Genomic DNA, 26,060 nt, shown 5'->3' with positions numbered 1-26,060 from the left:
GGGTGTGTCGCGTCCGGGTTCGTACCCCGGCTGCTGCGCCCGGCTGTCCTTCGGGGGCCTGCTTGACGGGATGGGCGACGCTGGTCGGCTTGGTGCTGTCGGGTTCCTGGCCGCACGGGGCCTTGGTGCTGGTCGGTTTGGTGCTGTCGGGTTCCTGGCCGCACGGGGCCTTGGTGCTGGTCGGTTTGGTGCTGTCCGGTTCCTGGCTGCATAGAGGCTTGGCGCTGTCCGGCAAAGGTCCCCCTCCGCCGCGTTTCACGGTGCCAACAGGCTCCGCGACCCGTCACAAGAAACCGTTACTGGACACCAATACCGCACCCTCTCCAAGACCGCCGAACAAATGGTCCATTCATTCAATGCGACACCCGATGGTGTTATGTAAATCCGAACACCCTCCGAATAGAATGGACCCATGATCGATGGGGGATCTGTAGAATTGCAGCTATCCGCGATTCTGGACATGGAATCGCGGGAAACGGTGCGCGTTGATCACAGCGGTGTGAGTCACGGCGGGCTGCACGGTGCTGGGCTCGGACGGTTGTCGGGGCGGGGGTTGCTACGGGTGATGCGCGACGCCGAGGCCGCACGCTCCCACGCGGAAGCTGTGCAGGTGCGGGCGGTGGCCCGCTTCGCTGCCCTGTGCGAAGACCCGCGTGGGGTGGCAGCCGAGATCGCACTGACCCTGGCGACCACCGAACACCGCGCGCAGCGAATGGTCGCGATGGCACAAGCGTTGACCACCCGACTACCGGAAACCCTGGCGGCGATGGAAACCGGCGTCATCGACGCCTACAAAGCCTCCAAAATTGTCGATGCCACCAACCCGCTATCGGACGAGCACGCCGCTGCCGTCGATGCTGCAATGGCTGGTCGAGTGGATGGTCGGAATCCATCCAGTATTCGCCGTGCGGTCGTGCGCCAAGTCGCGCACGTTGATCCCGGCGGGCATGCCGAACGAGCCCGGAGACGGCGGCTGGATCGCCGTGTGCAACTGGTGCATCAGGACGACGCCATGAGCACCCTCATCGCCGACCTGCCCACCGAAACCGCCACCGCCATCTACACCCGCGTGGACCGCATCGCCACAACCCTGCGCGGCCGCAACGAAACCCGCACCCTTGAACAGTTGCGTGCTGACGTGTTCGCCGAACTCTGCCTCGGCCACCGTCAGAGCGAACCCCGCACCGAAATATTCGTCCACGTCGCCGCGACAACCCTCGCCGAAGCAGACGATCAGCCCGCCGAACTCTCCGGCCACGGACCCATCCCCGCCTGGCTCGCCCGGCATCTTGCCCAGAATCCGAACTCCGCGCTGCGCAAGGTAGTCACCGACCCCGTCCACCGAACCGTGCGCGATGTCGGACGCACCCGCTACCGACCACCCACCGCGTTGGCCGAACTGGTCAAAGTCCGCGACCGCGAATGCCGCATGCCCGGCTGCCACCGACCAACACACCTATCCGACATCGACCACACCACCGACTGGGCACACGGCGGCACCACCGCCGCTGACAACCTCACCAGCCTCTGCCGACGACACCACCAACTCAAAAACACCCCCGGCTGGCACCTCCACCAAGACACCACCGGAACCCTCCACATCACCACCCCCACCAGACAACACCACACCAGCCACCCCAAACCCCTCCACCCACCAACACCAACACCCGCGCCCTTCTGACCAAGCGCCATGGCACCAAATGCAGTTCGTCGCCGAAATGCGATCGCAGACCTCCGCCGAGTACATGCCCGGAAAGTCGACCAGTTCCCCGGAGAGTGCTTGCCGCCGCTCACGGCCCGACGGTCGCGTGACCGTCGACGGATGCCGCCCGGAATACGCCCGCGACAGCACGATCACCCGCGTCACATGACCCACCAACCCAACACCAGGAACCGGTCGCCCGGAGAAGACCAGAACAAGACACGCCGGAAAGCCCGCGCAGGCAGGCACGATGCCGCACCAGCCGAGGAAGGAACGCTCTCCGAGCGCGTAGCACCAGACCTCAGCGGCAACGGGACCGCAGCAGAACAAGACGACGAAAACGTTCCGTGTGGAACTGTCGCTGGTGACCGGCCACGAGAACCGACCCGTGGAGCGACAGTTCCACACGGCGCGCCGAAGGCGTGCCCGAAACCCGATACACCACCCCCGAAACCCCACCGTTGGCCGGATGCGCCACGGAAGCAACGCCCTACCGCCACACGAATTCTGGCGCGACTTGTCGATGAGCGCTCGGCAACGAACCAGTCGTATTCGACGGTTCGGGACTATATGCGGGTTCGCCGCGCGGACATGCTTCATAACCGGCCAAGTGATCTATGTCAGCGGTGGCCCGCACGGACGAACTCGCCATCAAGGCAAGCAAGGCCGCCCGAGTCGCCCAAAAGCGCTTGCCGTGTTCCGGCTCCCACTGCTGAGGTACCTGCATGACGATCGACGTTCGCGTTGCGACACACGCCGACTGGACCGCAATCTGGACGATCATCCGGGAAGTGTCCAGCGCCGAAGAGACCTTCGCGATGGACGCCCGAGCCCGACGAAGACGACATGCGATCTTCCTCCGATGGTGGCCGCGCCAGGGCGCGTCGTCGTCGCCACAGACGACAACAACGCGGTGCTGGGCACTGCGAACATGTACGCGAACCGCCCGAACCAGGGGGCGCATGTGGCATCAGGGTCGTTCATGGTCGCCGCGCCGGCCAGGGGCCGCGGAGTCGGGCGCGCCCTGGTCCGCGACATGATCGCCTGGACCACCGCGTCCGGCTTCAGCAGCATCCAGTTCAACGCTGTCGCCGCCTCCAACGAGGCTGCCACGCGGCTGTACACCTCCGAAGGCTTCAGGATCATCGGCTCCGCAACTGGAGGGTTCATCCATCCCAGCCTTGGCCCGGTGGATCTGCTCATCCTCTGGCGAGACCTGCCGTAACCCACCCGGACAAACCCGGCGGCGATAACGTCCGACGGTCACGCAGCCGAGTCGAACCGTCGCACCGGGCCAGACCGGGATGACATGGCCACTCGACGACTCGCCAACATGGTGACCGAACCGATCCCGGCCGACCGGCGAGTGATCGCCGTCGCCGACGGGTCGCGTGTCGCCTGCGGAAGTGTCGGTGGCCAGCTAGGTTGCCAGGTATGGACATCCGCATTCCCACGCAGGACGGAACGATCGCCGGGTACCTGGCCGAGCCGCAGGCGGCCGTGTCCGGCGCGGGACCGTATCCGGCGGTGGTCGTGGTGCACGATGCCTTCGGACTGACCCAGGACGCGCGGTCGATCACCGATCGGTTCGCCACCGCCGGGTATCTCGCGGTGGCACCGGATCTGTTCTCCCGCGGCGGCATCGTGCGTTGCGTGAAGTCGGTGTTCCAGTCGCTGCTGGCAGGCGAGGGCCGCGCGTTCGACGATCTCGACGCCGCGCGAACCCTGCTGGCTGAGCGTGCGGACTGTACGGGCAAGACCGGAGTCGTCGGCTTCTGCATGGGCGGCGGGTTCGCGCTCGTCGCCGCCACGGGCCAGTTCGACGCTTCGGCACCGTACTACGGGATCCTGCCCAAGGATATGTCCATTTTGGACGGAGCTTGCCCGGTGGTGGCGAGCTTCGGCGCGAAGGACCCGTCGTTGCGTGGTGCGGCGGCGAAGGTCGAGCACGCCCTTGCCACCCGGGGGATCCCGCACGACGTCAAGGAGTACCCGGACGCCGGGCACAGTTTCGCCAACCGGTTACCGCTCGGTCCACTGAACCGGCTCGCGAAGGTCGCCGGGTTCGGTTACCACCACGAGTCGAACGAGGACGCCTGGCACCGGGTGCAGTCGTTCTTCGCCGAACACCTGCGCTGACGAACCGAGCACCCGCGTCAACGGCCGGCGGCGGCCTCCCGCCGGTCGCGGCGGACGCCGAAGTGGTCGCCGCCCTTGCGCCGGACGTCGTCGGTACCCCATGCCCTTTCCTCGCCGGTGACCGGTCGCAGGTGCGGAATGTGCTTGCGGCAGTGGATGTACGCCTCCACGACGTTGATCACCACCCAGCATTCGGGTGCCCGGCCGTGTTCGAAGTCGGTGGGCACGTCCTCGAACTCGGCCCGCAGCTCGGAGTCCGCGGCGATCCGGGCGCGCCCGTTGACGTGCAGGCCGATGACCTCGCGGGTGAAGTCGATCAGCAGCAGTCCGGCGTTCGGGTTCTCGGCGATGTTGCCGAGGCTCGCCATCACTCCATTACCGCGGTACTCGGGGTAGGCGAGGCAGCGTTCGTCGAACACCCGGAGGAAACCGGGCGGACCCGCCCGCAACGAGCAGTCCGCCTCGCCCCGGTTGTCCGAGGTCGCCACGAAGGCCAGCTCCATCCGCTGGACGAAGGCGATCATCTCGTGGTTGAGGTGGTCGAGCACCTGGTCCCCGTAGAACCGTTCGGCCCGTTCGCCGGTGCCGTACGCGCATTGGAGGAGGTGCTCCCCGGTCGATCCGGGCAGGCGGTGGTCGGTCAGACCGGTCGCATCCATGGCCGAGGACTGTCGCACGCCGCTGCCCGGGCGGTCGCGGTGTGAAGGCGAATTCCCCCGTTGCTCGTAATCGAACGGTGATCCGGTGCGACCCGCCGTAGTCGCGCTGGTCCGATTGAGCTGAATGCACGTGCATCTTCACAAAACCGCGTAAGGCGCGATTAGTGTCGGCGTCCAGTCGGGGGAATGCGAGACGCCATCTGCCCTCGCGAAGTTCGGACGGTTAGGAGAGCGCAGTCAGCTTATGACAACCAACGTGCAACTCCAGAATTCTTCCGACAAGGCGACGATCACCGAGCCGGAGACAACCGCCCCGGAACACGAGGAACACCAGGAACACGCAGTAGCACCGCCCGTCCCACGATCGGGTGACGCTGATGTCGAGAGTACACCTGAGAGTAGTGAAAACAGCGAAATAGTCGAACTCATTCGGCAGAGCTGGGCAGGCGTGGAAAGCCGCGCGCCCGAAGTGGCACAATTCTTCTACGGTGTCCTGTTCACAATTTCACCGGACACCAGGGACCTGTTCCCGGCGAACATGTCGGTGCAGCGCAGCCGCCTGCTGCGCGCGCTGGTGCACGTAGTGCAGATGGTCGACCGGACCGAGGAACTGCTGCCGTTCCTGCGGCAGCTCGGCCGCGACCACCGGAAGTTCCAGGTCGTCACCGGGCACTACGATGCCGTCGGCACAGCACTGCTCACCTCGCTGAAACGCTACGCGGGCAAGGACTGGACCGAGGAGGTCGAGCAGGCCTGGGGTACCGCGTACAGCATCGTCGCCACGGCCATGCGGGACGCCGCGGAGGAGGTCACCGGGCCGACGTCCTGGTGGGCCACCGTGGTCGAGCACCGCAGGGCCGGGCCGGACGCGGCGGTGATCCGGGTGCGGGTGGAGGAACCGCTGCCGTACTCGCCGGGCAACCACCTCAGCGTGGAGATCCCGCAGCGGCCCCGGCTGTGGCGCTACCTGTCGCCGTCGAACGCCCCGCGCGAGGACGGCTGTATCGAGTTCCAGGTGCGTGCCGTCGAGGGTGGCTGGGTGAGCCGGGCGATGGTGAACCAGACACGTCCCGGCGACGTCTGGCAGCTCGGCCCCGCCATGGGCGGCAACCTGACCGTCGACGCGGAGACCACCCGGCGCCAGTTGATGATCGCGGGCGGCTCGGGAATCTCGCCGATGCGATCCATCATCGAGGAACTGAGCAGACGTTCGTCGCCGCCCGCCGTCGACCTATTCTTCGGTGGCCGGACGATCGCCGACCTCTACGACCTGGACCGGCTGCGCGCGCTCGCGTCGACCAGGCCGTGGCTGAACCTGACCGCCGTCGCGGAGGAAGTACCGGAAGGCTCCGGGATCCAGAAGGGGACCCTTGCCGAGGCGGTGACCAGGCGTGCCGACTGGAGCGAACACGAGATCCTGGTGTCCGGCTCGCCGACGATGATTCGGGCGACGGTGGCGAAACTGCTCGTCGCGGGTTGCCAGGCCGACCGGATCCGGTACGACCCCTTCACCATCGACTGAGGCCGAGCTACTGACGCGAGCTACTGAAACGCGGAGAGCCCCGCAGGCGTCAGCGCCTGCGGGGCTTCCACACGACCAGTGCGGTCTCGCGCCGGATCGGCACGAGGTCCTTGCGATACGAGGCGTGCACGGCCGCCGTGGCCGCCTCGGCCGCCGCGTAGGCGGCGGCGATCTCCTCGGTGAGTTCGGACAGGCGCAGCCGCAGGGCATCGACCTGGTTCTCCAGCTCGATGATGCGCTTCACCCCGGCGAGGTTCACCCCGTCCTCCTGGGACAGGCGCTGCACCTCGCGGAGCTGGGCGATGTCGCGCACCGAATAGCGGCGGCCGCCGCCGGAGGTGCGTCCCGGCGACACCAGCCCGAGCCGGTCGTAGGAACGCAGGGTCTGCGCGTGCAGGCCGGAAAGCTGCGCGGCGACCGAGATGACGAAGACCGGGGTGTCCTCGTCGGCTCCGCCGGGCAGTCCTGGCATGCCCCCACCGAAGGTCATCGTCAGCTCCGCTCGGCCAGCATCGCCGTGATCTCGGGACGCGGGTCCTCGTCGGCCATCGCCTTGGCGTAGGCATCCAGCGCGGCTTTCGCCTCACCGTCGACCTTCGCCGGGATCGTCACCTGGAGGGTGACGAGCAGGTCGCCCTGCGCCCCGTCGCGCTTCGTGATGCCCTTGCCGCGCACCCGCAGCACCCGTCCGCTCGACGTTCCCGGCGCGACCTTCAGCGAGACCCGGCCCTCCAGCGTCGGCACGGTGACGGTGCCGCCGAGGGCGAGTTCGTCGAAGCCGACCGGGATGGTGATCGTCAGGTCGTTGCCCTTGCGCCCGAACGTCGGATGCGGGTTGACGTGCACGCGGACGAACAGGTCCCCGGCGGTGGCTCCGCCGCGTCCCGGTTCGCCCTGACCGGCCAGCCGGATGCGCTGATCGTCGTCGACACCGGCCGGGACCCGGACGGTCAGCGTCCTGGTCCGGGTGCTGATGCCGTCGCCACCGCACTCGGCGCACGGGTCGTCGATGATCGACCCGCGGCCGCGGCAGTCCGGGCACGGTTCGGAGAACGCGAACGCTCCCTGGCTACGCGAGACCAGGCCGGCACCGCCGCAGGTGGAACAGGTACGCGGCCGGGTGCCCGGCTTCGCACCGTTGCCGCCACAGGTGGAACAGCTCGCCGGACTGGACAGTCGCAGCGGCAGGGTCGCCCCTTTGACCGCCTCGACGAAGTCGATCCGGACGTCGGTCTCCACGTCGGCCCCGCGCTGCGCCCGGTTCGCCGAGCCGGCACCGCCGGCACCGCGCCGGTTGAACAGACTGCCGAGCATGTCGCCGAGGCCGCCGAAGCCACCCGCCTGGCCCTGCTGGCCGAAGATGTCGCCGACGTCGAATCCGCCGGGGCCGCCCTGACCGCCCGCGCCGGGGAAGCCGAAGCCGCCTGCTCCGGCCCCGCTGGAGCCGAACAGCCTGCGCGCCTCGTCGTACTCCTTGCGCTTGCCCGGGTCGGAGAGCACGCCGTACGCCTCGGAGACCGCCTTGAACTTCTGCTCCGCCTTGGCGTTGCCGGAGTTCGCGTCCGGATGGTTCTCCTTGGCCAGCTTGCGGTACGACTTCTTGATCTCGTCCGCGGACGCGCTGGAGGAGACGCCCAGCTCCTTGTAGAAGTCCTTGCCGATCCACTCCCGAGCACTCATCGGGCGTCTCCTCCTCTCGCTGTCACTGCGTACCTGAGATCACTGCTGCCGGTGTTCATTCGCCGCGGCATCGGCCGCTCCGGGATCGACGGGCAGTTCGCCCTCGACCGGCGGTGGGACCGCTTCGGCGGGAGCGGCGCCGGGCTCGTGGTCGGTCACGCCGACCATCGCCGGACGCAGCACCCGGTCACCGAACCGGTAGCCCCGGCGCATCACCAGGGTGACCGTGGGACCGGCCACCTCCGGTGAGGTGGCGTGCTGCACGGCCTCGTGCACGCTCGGGTCGAAGGGCTCGCCCTCGACGCCGAACGACTCGAGCCCGGACCGGGTAAGCCCGCCGACCAGCTTGTCGCCGACGGCCTTGAACGCACCGGTCAGGTCACCGTGCTGCTCGGCGCGCTCCAGGTCGTCGAGCAGTGGCAGCAGTTCGCCCACCACGGACGCCTTGGCACCGGTGACCACGGCCTCCCGGTCGCGTTCGACGCGCCTGCGGTAGTTGGCGTACTCCGCTTGCAGGCGCTGGAGATCGGCGGTCCGCTCGGCCAGTTCCTGCTCCGCCTTCGACGGCCCGGCCTGCTCCTCGAACACACCGTCCACTTCGGACACCGATGGCTCGTCGGCCGCGGGGACCACCCCGGGGGTGTCCGCATCGGCGGGCACCCCCTCGACCCCGTCCACGGCGGGCTGCTCGCGCACCTCACCGGTTTCCGGATCGACCCTGCGACGGTCCCGGACCACGACCCGCGGCTCCTCGGCTGCGTTCTCGCGATTCGCTTCGGTCACTTCTTCTCGTCCCCGGCCTTCGTGTCGTCGGCCTTGTCCTCGTCCACGATCTCGGCGTCCACGACGTCGTCGGCACCGTCGGCCTTGGCCGAACCGGTCGCATCGGCCGTCTCACCCTCGGCTCCCGGGGCACCCTCGGCGCCCGGGGTGGCCTGCGAGTAGAGCGCGGTGGCGAGCTCCTGCGAAGCGGTGTTCAGCTTCTCGACGGACTCGCGGACCTTGGCCGTGTCGGTGCCCTTGAGCGACTCGTTGGCCTCGGTGATCGCCTCGTTGACCTTGGCCTTGAGGTCGTCCGGGAGCTTCTCGTCGTTGTCCTTGACGAACTTCTCCGTCTGGTAGACGAGCGTCTCGGCCTGGTTGCGGGTCTCGGCCTCCTCGCGGCGGACCTTGTCCTCGTCCGCGTGCGCCTCGGCGTCCTTGACCATCCGGTCGATGTCCTCCTTCGGCAGCGCGGAGCCACCGGTGATGGTCATCGACTGTTCCTTGTTGGTGCCGAGGTCCTTCGCCAGTACGTGCACGATGCCGTTCGCGTCGATGTCGAAGGTGACCTCGATCTGCGGCACGCCACGCGGCGCGGGCGGAAGCCCGGTCAGCTCGAACATGCCGAGCTTCTTGTTGTGCGCGGCGATCTCGCGCTCACCCTGGAACACCTGGATCTGCACGGACGGCTGGTTGTCGTCGGCCGTGGAGAAGATCTCCGAACGCTTCGTCGGGATCGTGGTGTTGCGCTCGATCAGCTTGGTGAACACCCCACCCTTGGTCTCGATGCCGAGGCTCAGCGGGGTCACGTCGAGCAGCAGGACGTCCTTGACCTCGCCCTTGAGCACGCCGGCCTGCAACGCGGCACCGACGGCGACGACCTCGTCCGGGTTGACGCCCTTGTTCGCGTCGCGGCCGCCGGTGAGCTCCTTGACCAGGTCGGCCACGGCCGGCATGCGGGTGGAACCACCCACGAGCACCACGTGGTCGATGTCGCCGAGCGGCACGCCCGCGTCCTTGATGACGCTGTTGAACGGCGCCTTGGTGCGGTCGAGCAGGTCGGAGGTGATCCGCTGGAACTCGGCGCGGGACAGCGTCTCGTCCAGGAACAGCGGGTTCTTCTCGGAGTCGACCGTGATGTAGGGCAGGTTGATGTTGGCGCTGTTCGAGCTGGACAGCTCGATCTTCGCCTTCTCCGCCGCCTCGCGGATGCGCTGCAGCGCCATCTTGTCCTTGGTCAGGTCCATGCCGTTGGCGGACTTGAACTTGTCCACCAGCCAGGTCACGATGCGCTCGTCCCAGTCGTCACCACCGAGGTGGTTGTCACCGCTGGTCGCGCGGACCTCGACGACGCCGTCGCCGATCTCCAGCAGCGAGACGTCGAAGGTGCCGCCGCCGAGGTCGAAGACCAGGATGGTCTGTTCCTTCTCGCCCTTGTCCAGGCCGTACGCCAGCGCGGCGGCGGTCGGCTCGTTGACGATGCGCAGGACGTTCAGTCCGGCGATCTGCCCGGCCTCCTTGGTGGCCTGGCGCTGGGCGTCCTCGAAGTACGCCGGCACGGTGACCACCGCGTCGGTGACCTCCTCGCCGAGGTAGGCCTCCGCGTCCCGCTTGAGCTTCATCAGCACGCGGGCGCTGATCTCCTGGGAGGTGTACTTCTTGTCGTCGATCTCGGTGTTCCAGTCGGTACCGATGTGCCGCTTGACGGACCGGATCGTCCGGTCGACGTTCGTCACGGCCTGGTTCTTCGCCGGCTGCCCGGTGAGGACCTCGCCGTTCTTGGCGAAGGCCACGATCGACGGGGTGGTGCGGGAACCTTCCGAGTTGGCGATGACCGTCGGCTCGCCGCCCTCAAGGACGGCGACGACCGAGTTGGTCGTACCGAGGTCGATGCCGACCGCTCGCGCCATTTCTGTTCCTCCTGTGTTTCGCTCTGTGATCGCTCGGGCCATGTCCGGTGGAGCAGGGTCCTGAGCTGGGGTACTGCCTACGCCTTGAGTGCGTGTCGCTCAAGTTCTATCGGGCCTCGGGGCCACTCGTCAAACCAGACTTGAGCTTCCGTCACTCAACCTTGCTGATCGGTCCAACGAACCGTCCTCGCCGCTTGTTCCCGCGCAGGCCAGGGCGGTCGCGGTGGTCTCGCTCACGCCGCGCGTACGGTCAGGCTGCCGGAGGCGACGGTGACGTCGAGTTCGTGCTCCGCGCCCCGGTCGTCCGGCACGGTGACGTCGCTGCTGCCCGAGGACGCCTCGGCCTTGACCCGGTACGGCCCGCCGGGAACCTCCAGCGTCGCCGCGCCGGACTTGGCGTCGACCAGCACGTCGTTCGGGGCGGCGAGCACGACCTCGACGGTTCCCGAGGCGGACTCCACCCGCACCGGGCCGTCCACTTTCCTGGCCGTCACGTTGCCCGAGGACGAGCGCACGTCGATCGCCGCGGTGCCGTCGAGTTCCACGTTCCCGGAGGCGGAGTCGCCGGAGATGGCCAGGTTCTCCGGCACGGTCACCTCGTAGTTCACCTCGCACACGTCGCCGCAGCCCTGGAGCACGAGGGTCTGCCCCTCGACACGGTGCGAGGGGCCGGGCAGGTCCCCGGAGTACTCCATCGTCCGCTTCACCGACACCGGCGCACCGTCCTGGACCCGCACCCGGACATCGCCCGAGGGCACGTCGAAGCGCACGTCCCCGATCGTCTCCGACACGGTGGCCTCGTCTTCGGCGCTCTCGTCGGTGGTCTCCACCTTCAGGAAGCCCTTGCACCCGCTCAGCAGGAGCGCGGTGGCCGCGCAGGCCGCGATTCCGGCGACCGCACGGCGGCCGTTTCCCGGCATCCGGCGGTTCCCCGGCACTCGGTGGTTCCTCGGCATCGCTGTCCTCCCAGTCGTGTCGCGCTGCCCGTCGGGGCGCGCGGGCACGCCACTGTGTCGGCTCTCGCGGGCACTCGCAAGACTCGGCTCCCCGACGTCGCTCAGCTCGCTCGGACCACGACGTCGCCCGCCGACGAGCGCAGGTCCAGCTCGTGCGGAGCCGCCGGATCGTTCGCCACGGCGATCTCCCTCGTGCCCGTGGCGGCGTCGGTCACCACCCGGTACGGCCCGGCGGGCACGCCGACCGTCACGTCCCCGGCACCGGAACTGAGCCGGGCGGACGCGGGCGCGGTGAAGGTGACGTCGATCCGGCCCGCGTTCGCGTCCACGTCCGCCTGGCCGGTGACCCGCCGCGCGACGACATCGCCCGCCTGCGAGCGGACGTCCAGGCTGCTCGCCCCGTCGACCTCGACGTTCCCCGCCGCGGCATGGCCCCCCACGGCCATGCCGCGGGGAACGACGACGTCGTAGTCCACCGAGCAGTCGTCGCCGCAGCCCTGAAGCACCAGCGTGTCCCCGTCCAGGCGGTGCGTGTCGCCGGGTCGCCGGCCCTCGTAGGACACCGTCCGCCGCAGCGACGCGGGCGCCCCGTCCTCCACGCGCACCGTGACGTTGCCCGCCGGCACGTCGAACCGGACACCGGCGACCTCCGCACCGATCGGCTTGCCGTCGCGCAGCGTCTCCCCGGAACCGAGGTCCAGCCCGCAACCGGTCAGCACCAGCGCCGTCGTCGCCCCGATCAGCAGCCCCCCGAGCAGCCGCCGTTCCACGTTCCCCATGTCGATCGTTTCCCCTTACGTTTCCCTGGAAAGCAGTTCTCAGCCCTGACGGACGGACACGTTGCCGCTGTTGGTCTCCAGCGAAAGCAAGGTCCCCGCACCCGGATCCACAGCGACGTCGACATCCCGGCTACCGCTGTCGGACTCTCCTTCGACGCGGTAGCGCCCGGGGGGTACGACGAGCGAGATGTTGCCGCTGCTGGCTTTGGCGGTGACCGGGTGCTCGGCCGCGAGCGAGAGGTCGATGTCGCCGGAGGAGGCGTCCACCTCGACCTTGCCGCGGATGCCCTCGCCGGTGATGTTGCCGGAACTGGCGTCCGCCGAGACGTCCGAGCCGATGTTCACCAGCGACACGTCCCCGGAGCTGGCCTCGGCACGCACACTGCCGTCCACGTCGCGGACGTCGATGTTGCCGGAGTCGGCCTGCACGTCGACGGACCGGACGCCCTCCAGCCGGACGTCGCCGGAGTCGGCGTCTCCACTGACGGTGGTGCCGCGCGGCACAGTCACCTCGTAGTCGACGGTGCACCACCAGCCGCAGTCGCCGAGGGTCAGCTCGTCACCGTCCAGCTCGAAGCCGGGCTCCGGATCACCGAAGGTGAGGTCGAAGACCTGCTTGACGGTGGTCGTCGAGGTGTCGGCGGCGCGGACGGTGACGTTGCCGGAGTCGCTGTCGATCCGGACGTTGCGCACCTGCTCGTCGAGCTGCTCGGTGGCCTCGGAGGAGTCCGGCCACCACACTCCGAACGCCAGCAGCGTGCCGATCCCGATCATCGCGACACCGCCGATGGCCAGCCCAGCGCGGTTCATGGTGAGTCCCCTCCCAGCAAGTTTTCTACTGGGGAGGACGCTAGGGGCAGACGATCTCCCAGGGCATCCGGGAGAACCCCCGAATCCTCCCTGAGGCTGTCCCTACCCTGCCGAGCCCGGCACCGGGGTAGGACGGACGGCGTGGCACCGGCGGCGGACGTAGGCTCGCCAGCGAATCCCAACCAGTAGTAGGAGGATCGATGCCCCAGCCACCGGACCCGTACGGCTTCCTGCCGTCCGTCCCCAGCTTCTCCTTGCGCAGCAACGATGTGGCCGAGGGTGAGACGCTGGCGACGCCGCACCTCTCCGGCATCTTCGGCGCGGGTGGCGAGGACCGTTCGCCGCAGCTCTCGTGGGAGGGCTTCCCCGCGGACACCAAGAGCTTCGTCGTCACCTGTTACGACCCGGACGCCCCCACCGCCAGCGGATTCTGGCACTGGGCCGTCGTCGACATCCCGGTCTCGGTCACCGAGCTGCCCTCCGGCGCCGGTGACGCGAGCGGATCGGGCCTGCCCCCTTCGGCATTCACGCTGAAGGGTGACGGCGGCGTCCGGCAGTTCCTCGGTGCCGCACCGCCGCCCGGGCACGGCCCGCACCGGTACTACTTCGTCGTGCACGCGCTGGACGTCGAGTCGCTCGGTATCGACGGGGAGGCCACGCCGGCGTTCCTCGGCTTCAACATGTTCGGGCACACCCTCGCCAGGGCCACGATCGTCGGGATCTACGAGAACAAGGGCTGACCCGCGCCGGACACCCACGATGGCCGCCTCCCGGTCACCCCCGGGACGCGGCCATCGGTCTGCCCCGGCAGCCCCACCCCGCCCCCACGACCGGTGCCCAGAACCGCAATATGTCGACGTATTGCGCTCTCCGCGGCCGCAATATGTCGACGTATTGCGGTCCGGTTCAGCCGATCGGGTAACGCTGCGTGCGAGGGGCGAGCTTTGCCGCCAGGTGAAAACTGGCCCGTTGACCGGTTTCTCCACCCACCGGAGGATCGACAGAACACCAGTCAACGCCGACGAGGGAGTGCGCTCGCGATGAAAGCAGTCCGCCTGCACGAGTACGACAAACGCCCGGTCGTCGAGGACGTACCGGAGCCGAAGGCGAGCGGACCGCTCGACGTGGTGGTCGAGATCGGCGGCGCCGGGCTCTGCCGGACGGACCTGCACATCGTCGAGGGACAGTGGGAACCCAAGACGGGGGTCCAGCTCCCGTACACCCTCGGGCATGAAAATGCCGGCTGGGTAAGGGAAATCGGCTCGGCAGTGTCCAATGTGGAGGTCGGCGACACCGTCATCCTGCATCCGCTGGCGACCTGCGGCCTGTGCCGCGCCTGCCGCGCGGGCGACGACGTGCACTGCGAGAACTCGAAGTTCCCCGGGGTCGACACCGACGGCGGGATGGCCGAACTGCTGCTCACCAACGCCCGCTCGGTGGTGAAGCTGGACCCGTCGCTGCAACCCGCGGACGTGGCCGCGCTGGCCGACGCCGGGCTGACCGCGTACCACGCCGTGCGCAAGGCGGTACCGCTGCTATATCCCGGCACGCAGGTGGTGGTGATCGGCGCGGGCGGCCTCGGGCACATCGGCATCCAGTGCCTCGCCGCGATGGCGCCCGCCGAGATCATCGTCGTGGACCGGTCGCAGGCGGCGCTGGACCTGGCGAAGAGCTACGGCGCGCACCACACCGTCCTCGCCGACGGCAAGCACGTCGACACCGTCGCCGACCTGACAGGTGGCAACGGCGGACAGGTCGTACTCGACTTCGTCGGTGAGAAGGGAACCGAGTCCGAGGGCGTCTCCATGTTGCGGCGGGCGGGTTCGTACTACGTGATCGGCTACGGCGGCCACGTCGACATCCCGACGATCGACATCATCTCCAGCGAGATCAACGTGATCGGCAACCTGGTCGGCTCCTACAACGACCTGGACGAGCTGATGACGCTCGCCGCCCAGGACAAGGTCAAGCTGCACACGAAGTCGTACCCGCTCGACGCGGTCAACGAGGCGATGGACGATCTCGACAACGGCAGGCTCCAAGGTCGCGGAATTCTCATACCGGGCCGCTCCTGAACGGTTCGGCGGCCACACCGAACCGATTCCCACCACGAAGGAGAGCAGATGTACGAGAAGGATGGCGAGAAGTACTTCATCGTCGACAGCCACATCCACGCCTGGGACGCCCGGCCCGCCAATCAGGCCAATCGCTACGGCGAGGGGTTCATCAACTGCTTCTACGACTACCACTCGAACCTTTCCCCCGATTCGGAGAAGTGGTCGCTGGAGGACTTCTGGAAGCAGAGCGAGGAGAGGATCGTGCACGACCTCTTCGAGGTCGGTTACGTGGACAAGGCGATCTTCCAGCCGACCTACCTGAACGACTTCTACGTCAACGGTTTCAACACCACCGAACAGAACGGCGTGCTGGTCGAGAAACACCCGGAGAAGTTCCTGGTGAACGGCGCCTGGGACCCGCGCGACGGCGAGGCGGGCCTGGACAAGCTGGAAGCCCTGCACGAACGCTGGAACCTCAAGGGCGTCAAGCTCTACACGGCCGAATGGAAGGGTGACTCGAAGGGCTGGAAACTGTCGGACGACTGGGCCTACCGGTACCTGGAGAAGACCCGTGAACTCGGGATCAAGAACGTCCACGTACACAAGGGACCGACGATCTACCCGCTCAACCGGGACGCTTTCGACGTCGCCGATGTGGACGACGCGGCCACCGCTTTCCCGGACCTGAACTTCATCGTGGAGCACTGCGGCCTGCCGCGCCTGGAGGACTTCTGCTGGATCGCGACGCAGGAGCCGAACGTCTACGCCGGGCTGGCCGTGGTGATGCCGTTCATCCACTCCCGGCCGCGCTATTTCGCCCAGGTGATCGGGGAACTGCTGTACTGGCTGGACGAGAACCGGATCACCTTCTCCAGCGACTACGCGATCTGGACACCGAAGTGGCTGATCGAGAAGTTCGTCGACTTCCAGATCCCGGAGGACATGCAGTCCGAGTACGGCGCGCTCACCCCGGAGATCAGGAAGAAGATCCTCGGCCTGAACGCGGCCGGCCTCTACGACATCGAGGTGCCTGCCGAACTCGACGTCCGGGACGCCCCCGCCGACAGCGGGGAGGCAGTGGGTTCCGCACCCAAGGTGCCGGCATGACCGCGACGGTCGGCGACGCCACCGTGCTCGACGCCCTCTCCACCGTGATCGACCCGGAGCTGGACGAGCCGATCACCGAGCTGGGTTTCGTCACCGAGGCGTCCGTCCACAACGGACACGCCACGGTACGGCTGCGGTTGCCGACGTACTTCTGCGCGCCCAACTTCGCGTACCTGATGGTGGCGGACGGTTACGACGCCGTGCGCTCGCTGCCCGGCGTCACCTCGGCCGACGTCCGGCTCGCCGACCACTTCGCCGCGGAGGAGATCAACGCGGGCGTCGCCGAGCAGGGCGGTTTCGTCGGCGCGTTCCCCGGCGAGGCGATCGGTGAACTGGCGGAGCTGCGACTGACGTTCCAGCGCAAGGCCTACCTCGCCTGCCTGGACCGGCTGGGCAGCAGGCTGGTCGCCGAGGGACGGACACCGGAGCGGATCGCCGGGATGACGGTCGGCGATGTCGGCGACTGCCCGGAACTGACCAGTCTGCTGCGCAGGCGGACGGCGATCGGGCTCGGCACCGCGCCCGGCGACCCGCTGCTGCTCGACGAGCACGGCACCCACATCCGGCCCGGTGAGGCGGCGCTGCGGCTGCGGTTCGCCAGGGCCGTCCGGGTCAGCATCGAGGGCAACTCCGGGTGGTGCCGGGGGCTGCTGAAGACCAGATACCCGGAGACGGGCTGAGCGCGGGACCCACCGCGGGGAACGTTTCCCGCGGTGGGTTTCCGACACGTCTCCGGCGGTAGAGGTACCCCTCCAACCGGACGGGGTTTTTCCGCCATTCGCACGTATGCTGGAACTCGCACGAGACCGGTTCCCACCACCCCGGCCGGCGGGAGGCAGCGTTGCCACCACACGAAGTAGCTCCGAAAGAGGTAGTCCCGAAAGAACCCAGCGGGCTCATCGGATCCGCACAGCGCGCACTGAAGGTGCTGGAGGTCGTGGCCTCGGCCGGGGACGGCATCACCGCGAAAGCGGTGGCCCGGCGCGCCGGATACAAGCTCTCCACGACGTACCACCTGCTCAACACCCTCGTCCACGAGGGATACCTGATCCGCCTCGGGCACGGCCGGGGTTTCGGCCTCGGCTACAAGCTGGGCGGGCTCTACCACCAGCTCTGCGCCGAACTGGACGTCGGCCAGGCGATGCGCGACGAGCTGCGCGACCTGCACCTGCGGGCCGAGGCGCCCGCGTACTACACGGTCTTCCGGGACACCGAGGTCGTGGTGGCGGCCGTCGCCGACTCCGAGGCGTTCCCGAGGGCGCAGCCGATCGACTTCGGCTTCCACGAGGCCGCACACGCCACGGCGTTCGGCAAGGTCATGCTGGCTTCGCTGCCCGCCCGGCAGCGCCGTGAGTACCTCTCCGGCGCCGGGATGCCGCGGCTGACCGCGCGGACGACGGTGCGCGCCACCGATCTGGACACCGAGCTCACCGCCGTCGGCCGCTCCGGGATGGCGCTGGAGATCGAGGAGTTCCAACCCGAACTCGCCTGCCTGTCCGCTCCGGTGCTGGATGCCGAGAACCGCGTCACCGGCGCGGTCGCGTTCTCCGTGCCCGCCGAGCAGTTCGGTTCCCGGCGCTGGCACCTGGAACGCGCCGCCCGCGCCGGCGCCGCCCGTTTCTCCCGGCTGCTCGCCGCGCACTGACCCCGGCCAGGTCCGCTCCGGCGTGGAGAACGGGCGTGGAGAACGGGCGTGGAGACCGGGCGTGGAGACCGGCGCGAGAAAGTTCCGCGGCCGTGTCCATCCGCGCGCGGCCCGTTCGTTGTGATGCTGTGCGGCAACGGGCCGCGGATCACCGAACGACGGAGGCACGACCATGAAGTACATGCTGCTGATCAACGCCGGGGCGATCGACGAGAACGGCGGAGCCGCCGAGTGCAGCGTCGAGGACTGGATGCTCTACGACAAGCAGGTGCGTGACGCCGGGATCCTGGTCTCCGGTGAGTCACTGGCCGACCTGGTCACGGCCACCACGGTGCGGGTGGACCAGGAGGGCAGGCGCGCCGTGACCGACGGGCCGTTCGCCGAGACCCGCGAGGTGCTCGGCGGCTTCTACGTCATCGACGTGGAGGACCTCGACGTGGCGCTGGACTGGGCGGCCCGCTGCCCCGGCGCGCGCGGCAGCGGCTCGGTCGTGGTCCGGCCGGTCGCCGACTTCGGCGCCTGATCCGCGATGGACGAGCGGTTCGCCAACGCGGCGGGTGCGTCGGTGGAGACGGTGTTCCGCGAGGAACGGGGCCGGTTGCTGGCCTCCCTCGTGCGCCGCTTCGGCGATCTGGACCTGGCCGAGGAGGTCGCTTCCGAGGCGATCGAGTCCGCGTTGGCGAACTGGCCGGCCGACGGGGTCCCGGCGAAGCCCGGTGCCTGGCTGATGACGACGGCCCGCCGTAAGGCCGTGGACCGGTTGCGGCGGGACAAGACCTACGCCGCCCGACTGGCCGTGCTGCAGGTGGAGGCGGATCGGGGCGCGCCCGCTCCGCCCGCCGAAGGCGGCCTGCCCGACGAGCGGCTGCAACTGTTCTTCACCTGCGCCCACCCGGCGATCGCCGCCGAGGACCACGCGGCGCTGACCCTGCGCTGTCTCGCCGGGCTGACCACGCCGGAGGTCGCGCGGGCGTTCCTGGTGCCGCCCGCGACGATGGCCAAGCGGATCGTGCGGGCGAAGACGAAGATCCGCGACGCCCGCATCCCGTTCCGCGTCCCGGGCGCCGACGAGCTGCCGGAACGCCTGCCGGGGGTGCTCCAGGTCGTCTACTCGATCTTCACCGAGGGGTACGCCGCCAGTTCGGGCACGGAGTTGCAGCGGCTGGATCTGGCGGAGGAGGCCATCCGGCTGGCCCGGATCCTGCACCGGCTGCTGCCCGGCGAGCGGGAGGTCGCCGGGCTGCTCGCGCTGATGCTGCTGATCCACGCGCGACGTGCCGCACGGACCGGCCCGGACGGCGCCCTCGTGCTGCTCGCCGACCAGGACCGCGACCGCTGGGACCACGCGATGATCGAGGAGGGCAGCGCTCTGGTGCTGGTCGCGCTGACCGGCGGTCCGCCCGGGCTGTACGGCGTGCAGGCCGCGATCGCCGCCCTGCACGACGAGGCGGCCGAGCTCGCGTCCACCGACTGGCCGCAGATCGTGGCGCTCTACGAGGTGCTGTTCGCGCTCGATCCCTCGCCGGTGGTCGCGTTGAACCGGGCGGCGGCGGTGGCGATGCGCGACGGCCCGGCGGCGGGCCTTGCGCTGCTCGACGAGCTGGCGGGGGAGCCCAGACTGCGCGGCTATCACCCGTATCCGGCCGCGCGGGCCGAGCTGCTGCGGCGGCTCGGCCGATTCGCCGAGGCCGCGGCGGCCTACCGGGAAGCGATCGCCCTGGCGGGCACCGAACCGGAACGCGCGCACCTGCGCCGAGGACTCGACGCCAGCGAGACGCCGCGACCGGACGCCTGAGTTCCGGAAACGACCTCAGGTGGACGGCCGGGGTCGTTCCAGGTAGGTGGAATCCGGCGGGCGGAAGCCGAACTTCGAGTACAGGCCGTGCGCGTCCGCGGTGTGCAGCATCCAGCGCAGGCTCGCACCGGGACCGCGTTCCACCATCTCGCCGACCAGCCGGGCGCCGAGGCCCTGCCCCCTCGCGGACGCGGTGACGAAGACGTCGGCCAGGTACGCGGTGGACACGCCGTCGGAGAACGCCCGTGCGAAGCCGGCCATGCGGCCGGTCGCCGTCTCGTACGCGCCGAGGATCCGCCAGGCGGTACGCACCTGGTGTTCCACGTCGGCACGGGTACGCCAGCGGGCCCAGTACGCCTCGCCGGACATGAACTCCCAGACGAGGTCGAGATCGACCCGCTCCCGGTCGTCGTCGATTTCGTAGTCGTCGTTGTCCTGGGGCCGCGGCGATTCCATGCCTCGAAGGTAACGGGGCTCAGCGTGGTTTGAGCAGGTAGTCGACGACGGGGCGCAGTTCCTCCGCGGTCGGCGGCTCGTCGTCGATCAGTCCCTGGATCAGCAGCCCGTCGATCCCGGCGAGGAAGACGCGGAAGGCGACCTCGTCGTCGTGCCGGACCATGGAGGTGAGCACGTCGAGCCAGCGCCGGGCGGCCGGGCGCAGTTCGGGACGCCGGGCGGCGAGCAGGTACAGCTCGTACTCGGCCATGGTCCGGCCGCGTTGCGGGCCGAGCGCCTCGGCGAGCAGCCCGGCGACCTCCTCGGCGCCGCGGCTGCCGCGCGAGCGGGCGCGGTCGATCATCCAGTAGACCTCGGTGGCCATGTCCCGGGCGCAGGTGATCAGCGTGGCGATGAGCAGGTCGTCGAGCCCGGCGAAGTGGTAGGTGGTGGACGTGGTGGGCACCCCCGCCTCGGCGGCGACGGTGCGGTGGGTGACCCCGGCGACGCCGTCCCGCTCGATCACCCGCAGCGTGGCCTCGATGATCTCGGTCCGGCGCTTCTCCCCGCGTGCCTTGCGCCCGTCGACCTGTGACTTCACTGCGAGCGTCCGAGTTCGAGCAGCAGCACGCCCGCGATCACCAGCACCACGCCGCCGATCATCAGCGGCGTCATCGTCTCGCCGAGGAACAGCGCGCCGACCGTCGCGACGAGCGCGACACCGGCGGCCGCCCAGATCCCGTACGCGACGCCGACCGGCAGGCCGGCCTTGAGCACCTGGGCCAGTAGCAGGAACGCCGTCACGTAGCCGGCGACGACGACGATCGACGGGCCGAGTTTGCTGAAGCCCTCGGAGAACTTCAGCGCGACGGTGCCGGTGACCTCGGCGAAGACCGCACCGGCCAGTAACAGATAGGCGACCATGTCGTCGACATTACCTGAACGATCGTCCCATTAGCTCGCGAGGCTTGCGCCACATCAGGGGGACTTAGCCTGCGCTGATCGGTTACTGATCAGTAAGAAGGGTTACCCTGCCTGCACCACCACAGCCGGACGAAAGGCCCTCCCCATGGGCGCTGTACAGATCACGCTCGGCGTGATCGCCGTCGCGATCAGCCTCGTCGCGTGGACGATGTTCGCGCGGACCATCGCGCGGTTCGTGCGCGTCATCCGTCTCGGACAACCGGACGCCACCCGCAACGGGCCGTTCGCACCGCGGATGAAGACGCTGATCAAGGAGTTCGCCGCGCACACGCGGATGAACAAGAAGAAGTCCGTCGGCCCATGGCACTGGCTGGTGATGTGGGGCTTCCTGATCGGCTCGCTCGCCCTGTTCGAGGCCTACGGCGAGGTGTTCGTGCCGACCTGGGGCTGGCCGATCCTGGACGACTGGTCGCTGTGGCACCTGCTGATGGAGATCCTCGGCGTCGGCACCGTCGTCGGCGGTATCGCGCTGGTGATCATCCGCCAGCGCAACCACCCGCGCCGCGCGGACCGGCAGTCCCGGTTCTCCGGCTCGGATTTCAAGGCCGCCTACTTCGTCGAAGCGGTCGTGATCATCGAGGGCCTCGGCATCGTCGGCGTACGCGCGGCGAAGGCCGCGATGGGCACGCACGAGATCCCGACCTGGGCGGCGTTCGTGTCGAACCCGGTCGGCGAGATCCTGCCGTCCAGCCCGAACCTGGTGTCCTTCTTCGCCTTCATCAAGCTGATGAGCGCCGTCGTCTGGCTGATCGTGGTCGCGAAGAACATGACGATGGGCGTCGCCTGGCACCGGTTCAGCGCGTTCCCGAACATCTACTTCAAGCGTGAGGACGACGGCACCGTCGCGCTCGGCAAGCTCAAGCCGATGATGAGCGGCGGCAAGCCGATCGACCTGGAGGAGGCCGATCCAGACACCGACACCTTCGGCGCCGGTCGCGTCGAGGACTTCTCCTGGAAGGGCTGGCTGGACTTCTCCACCTGCACCGAATGCGGCCGCTGCCAGGAGCAGTGTCCCGCATGGAACACCGGGAAACCCTTGTCCCCCAAGCTGTTGATCACGCAGCTCCGCGATCACGCCTACGCCAAGGCCCCGTACCTGCTCGCCGGTGGCAAGAAGGACATGGCCGGGGACGAGATCGGGCTCAAGGGCGAGACGGAGGAGGAGCGGCACGCCGGGATCGACGTGCTGGCGCTGGCGGAGTCGGAGCGACCGCTGATCGGCGACGCGGACGAGCTGGGCGTCATCGACCCGGACATGCTGTGGTCGTGCACCTCCTGTGGCGCCTGCGTCGAGCAGTGCCCGGTGGACATCGAGCACGTCGACCACATCGTCGACATGCGCCGCTACCAGGTGATGATCGAGTCGAACTTCCCGACCGAGCTGAACGGGATGTTCAAGAACCTGGAGAACAAGGGCAACCCGTGGGGCCAGAACGCCAAGGACCGCATGCAGTGGGCCGAGGACCTGGACTTCGAGGTGCCGGTGTTCGACGGCTCACTGGACGGCGCCGAGTACCTGTTCTGGGTCGGCTGCGCGGGCGCGTTCGAGGACCGCGCGAAGAAGACCACCCGCGCGGTGGCCGAGCTGCTGCACATGGCGGGCGTCGGCTACAAGGTGCTCGGACCGGAGGAGACCTGCACCGGTGACCCGGCACGGCGCGCGGGCAACGAGTTCGTCTTCCAGATGCTCGCGCAGCAGAACGTCGAGGTGCTGAACTCGGTCTTCGAGGACACCGAACCCTTGCAGCGCAAGATCGTCGTCACCTGTGCGCACTGCTTCAACACCCTCGCCAACGAGTACCCCGAACTCGGCGGGCAGTACGAGGTCGTGCACCACACGCAGTTGCTGAACCGCCTGGTGCGGGAGAAGCGGCTCACCCCGGTGGCACCGATCGCCGACGACGTGACCTACCACGACCCGTGCTATCTGGGCCGCCACAACAAGGTCTACGACGCGCCGCGGGAACTCGTCGGGGCGTCCGGCGCGACCCTGCGGGAGATGCCGCGGCACGGCGACAAGTCGATGTGCTGCGGTGCCGGTGGTGCCCGCATGTGGATGGAAGAGAAGATCGGCAAGCGGATCAACGTCGAGCGGGTGGACGAGGCGCTCGGTACCGCGCCGTCGAAGATCGCGACCGGCTGCCCGTTCTGCCGCGTCATGCTCACCGACGGCGTCACCGCACGGCAGAACGACGGCAAGGCGGGCGAGAACGTCGAGGTGGTGGACGTCGCCCAGTTGCTGCTGGCCTCGGTGAAGCGCAAGCCGGGCGCACCGGCCGCGGTGGCGAGCGAGGAGCCGGAGCCGGAGGCGCCGATCGGGCACACCGAGTCCGACGAGACCGAGGCGGCGGCGAAGGCCGGGGACGCTCCGGCCGAGACGGCACCGTCGGCTGAGGCGAAGTCGCAGCCCTCGGCCGCCGAACCGGTCACGCAGGCCGCGGTGGACCCCGTCGAGGACGAGGCCGCCACCGGGACCGCCGCCGGAACGGCGCCGGTGGAGGAGGCGGAATCGGGCGAGGACAAGGAATCCGCGACAGCGAACGCGAAGTCCGAGTCCCCGCAGGCCGAGTCCCCGCAGGCCGAAGCGTCCGAGGATGCTGAGGCTGAGACCACGGAAGCCGAAGCGTCCGGGAACGCCGAGGAGTCCGGGAACGCGGACGAGGGCGCCGCCGAGTCCGGCGGCGAGGCGGAGGCCGACGGAAAGGCCGACATCCCCACCGACGAGGAGCCGACCGGCACCCCGTTGCCCGATCAGGACAAGTAGCGAGCACTCCGCGAGCGGCCCGTTCCACCCAGTACCGGGTGGGGCGGGCCGCTCGCGGTCCTGGGCGGAAACGCCGCCACCGGAGCCCGCGACGTGGAAAGCTACGCGGATGACGGACACCGAACCGGCGTCGGCGGCGGACCTCGCGTCCCTGCGGACCCAGGTCAAGCACCTTCAGCGGGAATCCGGCCGGTCGCGCCCGGGGCAGACTACGACCTGACTGACGCCCGCTACTCCTTACTTCACAAGGGATCCAGTACGTCCACAGTGGACCTATTGGTGTGTGCACGACGCTCGGTCAGGCGCCGGGGCGGGCCAGCCCGGTCTCGTAGGCGAGCACCACCGCCTGCACCCGATCGCGCAGATCCAGCTTCGCCAGTATCCGTCCGACGTGCGTCTTCACCGTCGCCTCGGACAGGAACAACTCCTGCGCGATCTCCGAGTTCGACAAGCCCCTCGCCACCAGCACCAGCACCTCGTGCTCGCGTTCGGTCAACACCTTCAACGACGCCGGGTCGCGCACCGGGCCACCGCTCGAACCGACGAACCGATCGAGCAGCCGCCGCGTGACGCTCGGCGACACCACCGCGTCCCCCGCCGCCACCGAACGCAAGGCCGACACCAGATGCGCCGGCGGCGTGTCCTTCAACAGAAACCCACTCGCGCCACCCCGCAATGCCGCGTACACATAGGAATCCAGATCGAAGGTCGTCATCACCAGCACTCGCGCCGTGCCCGCGTCCACGATCCGCTTCGTCGCCTCGACCCCGTCCAGCACCGGCATCCGCACGTCCATCAGCACCACATCCGGCCGCAACCGTTCCGCCAGCGCCACCGCCTCCGCACCGTCCGCCGCCTCACCGACGATCTCGACGTCCTCCTGCGCGCCCAGCACCATCCGGAAACCGACGCGCATCAACTCCTGGTCATCGACCAGCATCACGGTAATCATTCCGCCTCCGCGGTGGTGAGCACGTCAGCGGTAATCATTCCGCCTCCGCGGTGGTGAGCACGTCAGCGGTAATCATTCCGCCTCCGCGGTGGTGAGTACGTCGGCGGCAGCGAGAAGCGTGGATCATGTCGCCGTCCGGAGTGGCAGCGTCGCCCGGACCTGCCAGCCGCCACCCGGCGCGGGTCCTGCCGTCAACGTGCCACCGAAGACGTTCGCACGTTCCCGCATGCCGATCAGCCCGTTGCCGCCCGGCACGCCCGGCATCCGTGCCCCAGTCGCCGTCCCCGCCTGCGCGCCACCCGGCGAGGCGGCGTCCGGCCCTGGCAGCAACGTGGCCAGCGCGGGCATCCGCCCGGCACCGTCGTCGGCGACCTGGACCGTCACCGCGTCCGGTGCCCGGTGCACCGCGACCGTCGCCCGCGCGCCCTTGCCCGCGTGCTTGAGCGCGTTCGTCAGCGACTCCTGCACGATCCGGTAGACCCCCAGCGACACCCCGGCGGGCAGCTCCGGCTCGCCGTCCCCCAGGTCGACCTCCAACGTCACCGGCAGCCCGGCCGCACGCACCCGCTCGGCGAGCTCCACCAGCGCGTCCGTCCCCGGCTGCGGGACCCGGGGCAGCCCGTCCTCCTCCTCGGTCGTGTCCCGCAGGACGTCGAGCAGCCTGCGCAGTTCGGACAGCGCGCCCCGGCCGGTCTCCGAGATGGTCCGCACGGCACGCTCCGCGGTGTCCGGGCTGGGCCGGATCGCGTACGAGGCCCCGTCCGCCTGCACCACCATGACGCTCACCGCGTGCGCCACCACGTCGTGCAGCTCGCGGGCGATCCGGCCGCGCTCCTCCGCGACGGCGATCCGCGCAGCCTGGTCGCGTTCGGTCTCCAGCAGGTGCAGCCGCGCCTCCAGCTCGCCCTGGTATGCCCGGCGCGCCCCGACGAACTCGGCCAGCACCCAGCAGAACGCCAGCGCGACGACCATCGGCAGCAGCGAGAGCAACAGCGTGTCGCGGAACAACAGCAGGGTCTGCGCGACCCCCACCGCGGCCGTCAGGGCCAGATAGATCGTGCCCTGACGACGCCCGGCGTAGACCAGCACGGTGTAGACGGCGATCGCCGTGGCGAAGAGGCTGGAGGCGCCGAGCTCCAGCGAGCCGTGCAGGGTGCACGCGAGCAGCAGGAGGTACGGCACGACCACCGGATACCGGCGGCGCAAGGCCAGCGGGACGGTGACCGCGAGCGTCGACGGCAGTGCGACGTACCAGAGCGGCGGTGGCCGTTCGCCGGCCGAGGTGACGAACAGCAGCAGGTCGAGCAGCAGCAGCAACCCGGCGATCAGGCTGTCGCCGAAGACCGGGTGCGCTCGCATCCAGAGACTCAACCGTCGCACGTCACGAACAGTAGGTGCCCGC

Annotated in this window: 25 protein-coding genes; 12 read left to right on the top strand and 13 right to left on the bottom strand. The window is 69.1% G+C overall.

Going from position 1 to position 26,060, the window contains the following annotated elements; genetic code table 11:
* Positions 1–412 precede the first annotated feature (412 nt).
* The 3 genes from CFN78_RS19770 (at position 413) to CFN78_RS19755 (ending at position 3,841) form a co-directional block, all read left to right on the top strand.
* Entirely contained in the window at positions 413–1,681 is a 1,269-nt protein-coding gene (locus CFN78_RS19770) for an HNH endonuclease signature motif containing protein (RefSeq protein ID WP_240519565.1), read from the top strand.
* A gap of 883 nt (positions 1,682–2,564) precedes the next feature.
* A complete protein-coding gene (locus CFN78_RS19760) occupies positions 2,565–2,927 on the top strand; it encodes a GNAT family N-acetyltransferase (protein WP_240519564.1) in 363 nt (120 codons plus the stop codon).
* Positions 2,928–3,136: 209 nt separating this feature from the next.
* Positions 3,137–3,841 carry a dienelactone hydrolase family protein gene (locus tag CFN78_RS19755; RefSeq protein ID WP_094864346.1) on the top strand — a complete coding sequence of 235 codons (705 nt, stop codon included), beginning with the start codon at positions 3,137–3,139 and terminating at the stop codon, positions 3,839–3,841.
* A 17-nt stretch (positions 3,842–3,858) separates the two neighbouring features.
* On the opposite strand, the gene CFN78_RS19750 is transcribed toward CFN78_RS19755, so the two are convergent.
* The gene (locus CFN78_RS19750) at positions 3,859–4,500 is read right to left on the bottom strand and encodes a pyridoxamine 5'-phosphate oxidase family protein (RefSeq protein ID WP_094864345.1); all 642 of its coding nucleotides are present in this window, start codon (positions 4,498–4,500) and stop codon (positions 3,859–3,861) included.
* 448 nt (positions 4,501–4,948) lie between these two features.
* Between CFN78_RS19750 and CFN78_RS19745 the strand changes: the two genes are divergently transcribed.
* The gene (locus CFN78_RS19745; protein WP_420807905.1) at positions 4,949–6,022 is read left to right on the top strand and encodes a globin domain-containing protein; all 1,074 of its coding nucleotides are present in this window, start codon (positions 4,949–4,951) and stop codon (positions 6,020–6,022) included.
* A gap of 49 nt (positions 6,023–6,071) precedes the next feature.
* On the opposite strand, the gene CFN78_RS19740 is transcribed toward CFN78_RS19745, so the two are convergent.
* The 7 genes from CFN78_RS19740 to CFN78_RS19710 form a co-directional block, all read right to left on the bottom strand.
* A complete protein-coding gene (locus tag CFN78_RS19740) occupies positions 6,072–6,512 on the bottom strand; it encodes a heat shock protein transcriptional repressor HspR (RefSeq protein WP_094864343.1) in 441 nt (146 codons plus the stop codon).
* Between the two features lie 2 nt (positions 6,513–6,514).
* On the bottom strand, positions 6,515–7,702 hold the full coding sequence (gene dnaJ, locus CFN78_RS19735; RefSeq protein ID WP_094864342.1) for a molecular chaperone DnaJ: 1,188 nt from the start codon (positions 7,700–7,702) through the stop codon (positions 6,515–6,517).
* A gap of 39 nt (positions 7,703–7,741) precedes the next feature.
* Entirely contained in the window at positions 7,742–8,485 is a 744-nt protein-coding gene (gene grpE, locus CFN78_RS19730; RefSeq protein ID WP_094864341.1) for a nucleotide exchange factor GrpE, read from the bottom strand.
* Positions 8,482–10,374 carry a molecular chaperone DnaK gene (dnaK, locus tag CFN78_RS19725; protein ID WP_094864340.1) on the bottom strand — a complete coding sequence of 631 codons (1,893 nt, stop codon included), beginning with the start codon at positions 10,372–10,374 and terminating at the stop codon, positions 8,482–8,484. The genes grpE and dnaK overlap by 4 nt, the downstream gene beginning before the upstream one ends.
* Before the next feature lie 233 nt (positions 10,375–10,607).
* Positions 10,608–11,312, bottom strand: coding sequence for a DUF4097 family beta strand repeat-containing protein (locus CFN78_RS19720; RefSeq protein ID WP_165777628.1), 705 nt, complete (start codon positions 11,310–11,312; stop codon positions 10,608–10,610).
* A gap of 119 nt (positions 11,313–11,431) precedes the next feature.
* Positions 11,432–12,109, bottom strand: coding sequence for a DUF4097 family beta strand repeat-containing protein (locus tag CFN78_RS19715; RefSeq protein ID WP_094864338.1), 678 nt, complete (start codon positions 12,107–12,109; stop codon positions 11,432–11,434).
* Between the two features lie 39 nt (positions 12,110–12,148).
* Positions 12,149–12,919, bottom strand: a complete 771-nt coding sequence (locus CFN78_RS19710; RefSeq protein WP_165777627.1) for a DUF4097 family beta strand repeat-containing protein — start codon at positions 12,917–12,919, stop codon at positions 12,149–12,151.
* A gap of 200 nt (positions 12,920–13,119) precedes the next feature.
* Here CFN78_RS19710 and CFN78_RS19705 point away from each other — a divergent pair, with 200 nt between their 5' ends.
* The 7 genes from CFN78_RS19705 to CFN78_RS19675 all read left to right on the top strand — a co-directional run bounded on the left by CFN78_RS19705 (position 13,120) and on the right by CFN78_RS19675 (position 19,523).
* Positions 13,120–13,659, top strand: coding sequence for a YbhB/YbcL family Raf kinase inhibitor-like protein (locus CFN78_RS19705; RefSeq protein WP_094864337.1), 540 nt, complete (start codon positions 13,120–13,122; stop codon positions 13,657–13,659).
* Positions 13,660–13,959: 300 nt separating this feature from the next.
* Positions 13,960–14,994 carry an NAD(P)-dependent alcohol dehydrogenase gene (locus tag CFN78_RS19700; protein ID WP_094864336.1) on the top strand — a complete coding sequence of 345 codons (1,035 nt, stop codon included), beginning with the start codon at positions 13,960–13,962 and terminating at the stop codon, positions 14,992–14,994.
* A gap of 48 nt (positions 14,995–15,042) precedes the next feature.
* On the top strand, positions 15,043–16,083 hold the full coding sequence (locus CFN78_RS19695; protein WP_094864335.1) for an amidohydrolase family protein: 1,041 nt from the start codon (positions 15,043–15,045) through the stop codon (positions 16,081–16,083).
* Complete coding sequence (locus tag CFN78_RS19690) at positions 16,080–16,763, top strand: iron-sulfur cluster assembly protein (RefSeq protein ID WP_094864334.1); 684 nt, start codon at positions 16,080–16,082, stop codon at positions 16,761–16,763. The genes CFN78_RS19695 and CFN78_RS19690 overlap by 4 nt, the downstream gene beginning before the upstream one ends.
* 161 nt (positions 16,764–16,924) lie before the next feature.
* Positions 16,925–17,728, top strand: coding sequence for an IclR family transcriptional regulator (locus tag CFN78_RS19685; protein WP_094864333.1), 804 nt, complete (start codon positions 16,925–16,927; stop codon positions 17,726–17,728).
* A 172-nt stretch (positions 17,729–17,900) separates the two neighbouring features.
* On the top strand, positions 17,901–18,251 hold the full coding sequence (locus CFN78_RS19680) for a YciI family protein (RefSeq protein ID WP_094864332.1): 351 nt from the start codon (positions 17,901–17,903) through the stop codon (positions 18,249–18,251).
* 6 nt (positions 18,252–18,257) lie between these two features.
* Positions 18,258–19,523 carry an RNA polymerase sigma factor gene (locus tag CFN78_RS19675; protein ID WP_094864331.1) on the top strand — a complete coding sequence of 422 codons (1,266 nt, stop codon included), beginning with the start codon at positions 18,258–18,260 and terminating at the stop codon, positions 19,521–19,523.
* Between the two features lie 15 nt (positions 19,524–19,538).
* Here the strand turns inward: CFN78_RS19675 and CFN78_RS19670 are convergent, their stop codons facing one another.
* The 3 genes from CFN78_RS19670 to CFN78_RS19660 are packed head-to-tail and all read right to left on the bottom strand — an operon-like array spanning position 19,539 to position 20,882.
* Positions 19,539–19,979 carry a GNAT family N-acetyltransferase gene (locus CFN78_RS19670; RefSeq protein ID WP_094864330.1) on the bottom strand — a complete coding sequence of 147 codons (441 nt, stop codon included), beginning with the start codon at positions 19,977–19,979 and terminating at the stop codon, positions 19,539–19,541.
* A 19-nt stretch (positions 19,980–19,998) separates the two neighbouring features.
* Positions 19,999–20,559 (bottom strand): TetR/AcrR family transcriptional regulator, encoded by a 561-nt coding sequence (locus CFN78_RS19665; protein ID WP_094864329.1) that lies wholly within the window; start codon positions 20,557–20,559, stop codon positions 19,999–20,001.
* A complete protein-coding gene (locus tag CFN78_RS19660; RefSeq protein ID WP_094864328.1) occupies positions 20,556–20,882 on the bottom strand; it encodes a DMT family transporter in 327 nt (108 codons plus the stop codon). Before CFN78_RS19660 ends, CFN78_RS19665 begins: the two co-directional genes overlap by 4 nt.
* Before the next feature lie 145 nt (positions 20,883–21,027).
* Between CFN78_RS19660 and CFN78_RS19655 the strand changes: the two genes are divergently transcribed.
* Positions 21,028–23,706 (top strand): heterodisulfide reductase-related iron-sulfur binding cluster, encoded by a 2,679-nt coding sequence (locus CFN78_RS19655; protein ID WP_240519563.1) that lies wholly within the window; start codon positions 21,028–21,030, stop codon positions 23,704–23,706.
* A 298-nt stretch (positions 23,707–24,004) separates the two neighbouring features.
* On the opposite strand, the gene CFN78_RS19650 is transcribed toward CFN78_RS19655, so the two are convergent.
* Entirely contained in the window at positions 24,005–24,658 is a 654-nt protein-coding gene (locus CFN78_RS19650) for a response regulator (RefSeq protein WP_094864327.1), read from the bottom strand.
* Between the two features lie 123 nt (positions 24,659–24,781).
* Complete coding sequence (locus CFN78_RS19645; protein WP_094864326.1) at positions 24,782–26,017, bottom strand: sensor histidine kinase; 1,236 nt, start codon at positions 26,015–26,017, stop codon at positions 24,782–24,784.
* Positions 26,018–26,060 lie beyond the last annotated feature (43 nt).

Origin of the sequence: Amycolatopsis antarctica, assembly GCF_002262875.1 — a bacterium.
Taxonomy (GTDB): Bacteria; Actinomycetota; Actinomycetes; order Mycobacteriales; family Pseudonocardiaceae; genus Amycolatopsis; species Amycolatopsis antarctica.
This window is presented reverse-complemented; position numbering and strand designations above follow the sequence as displayed.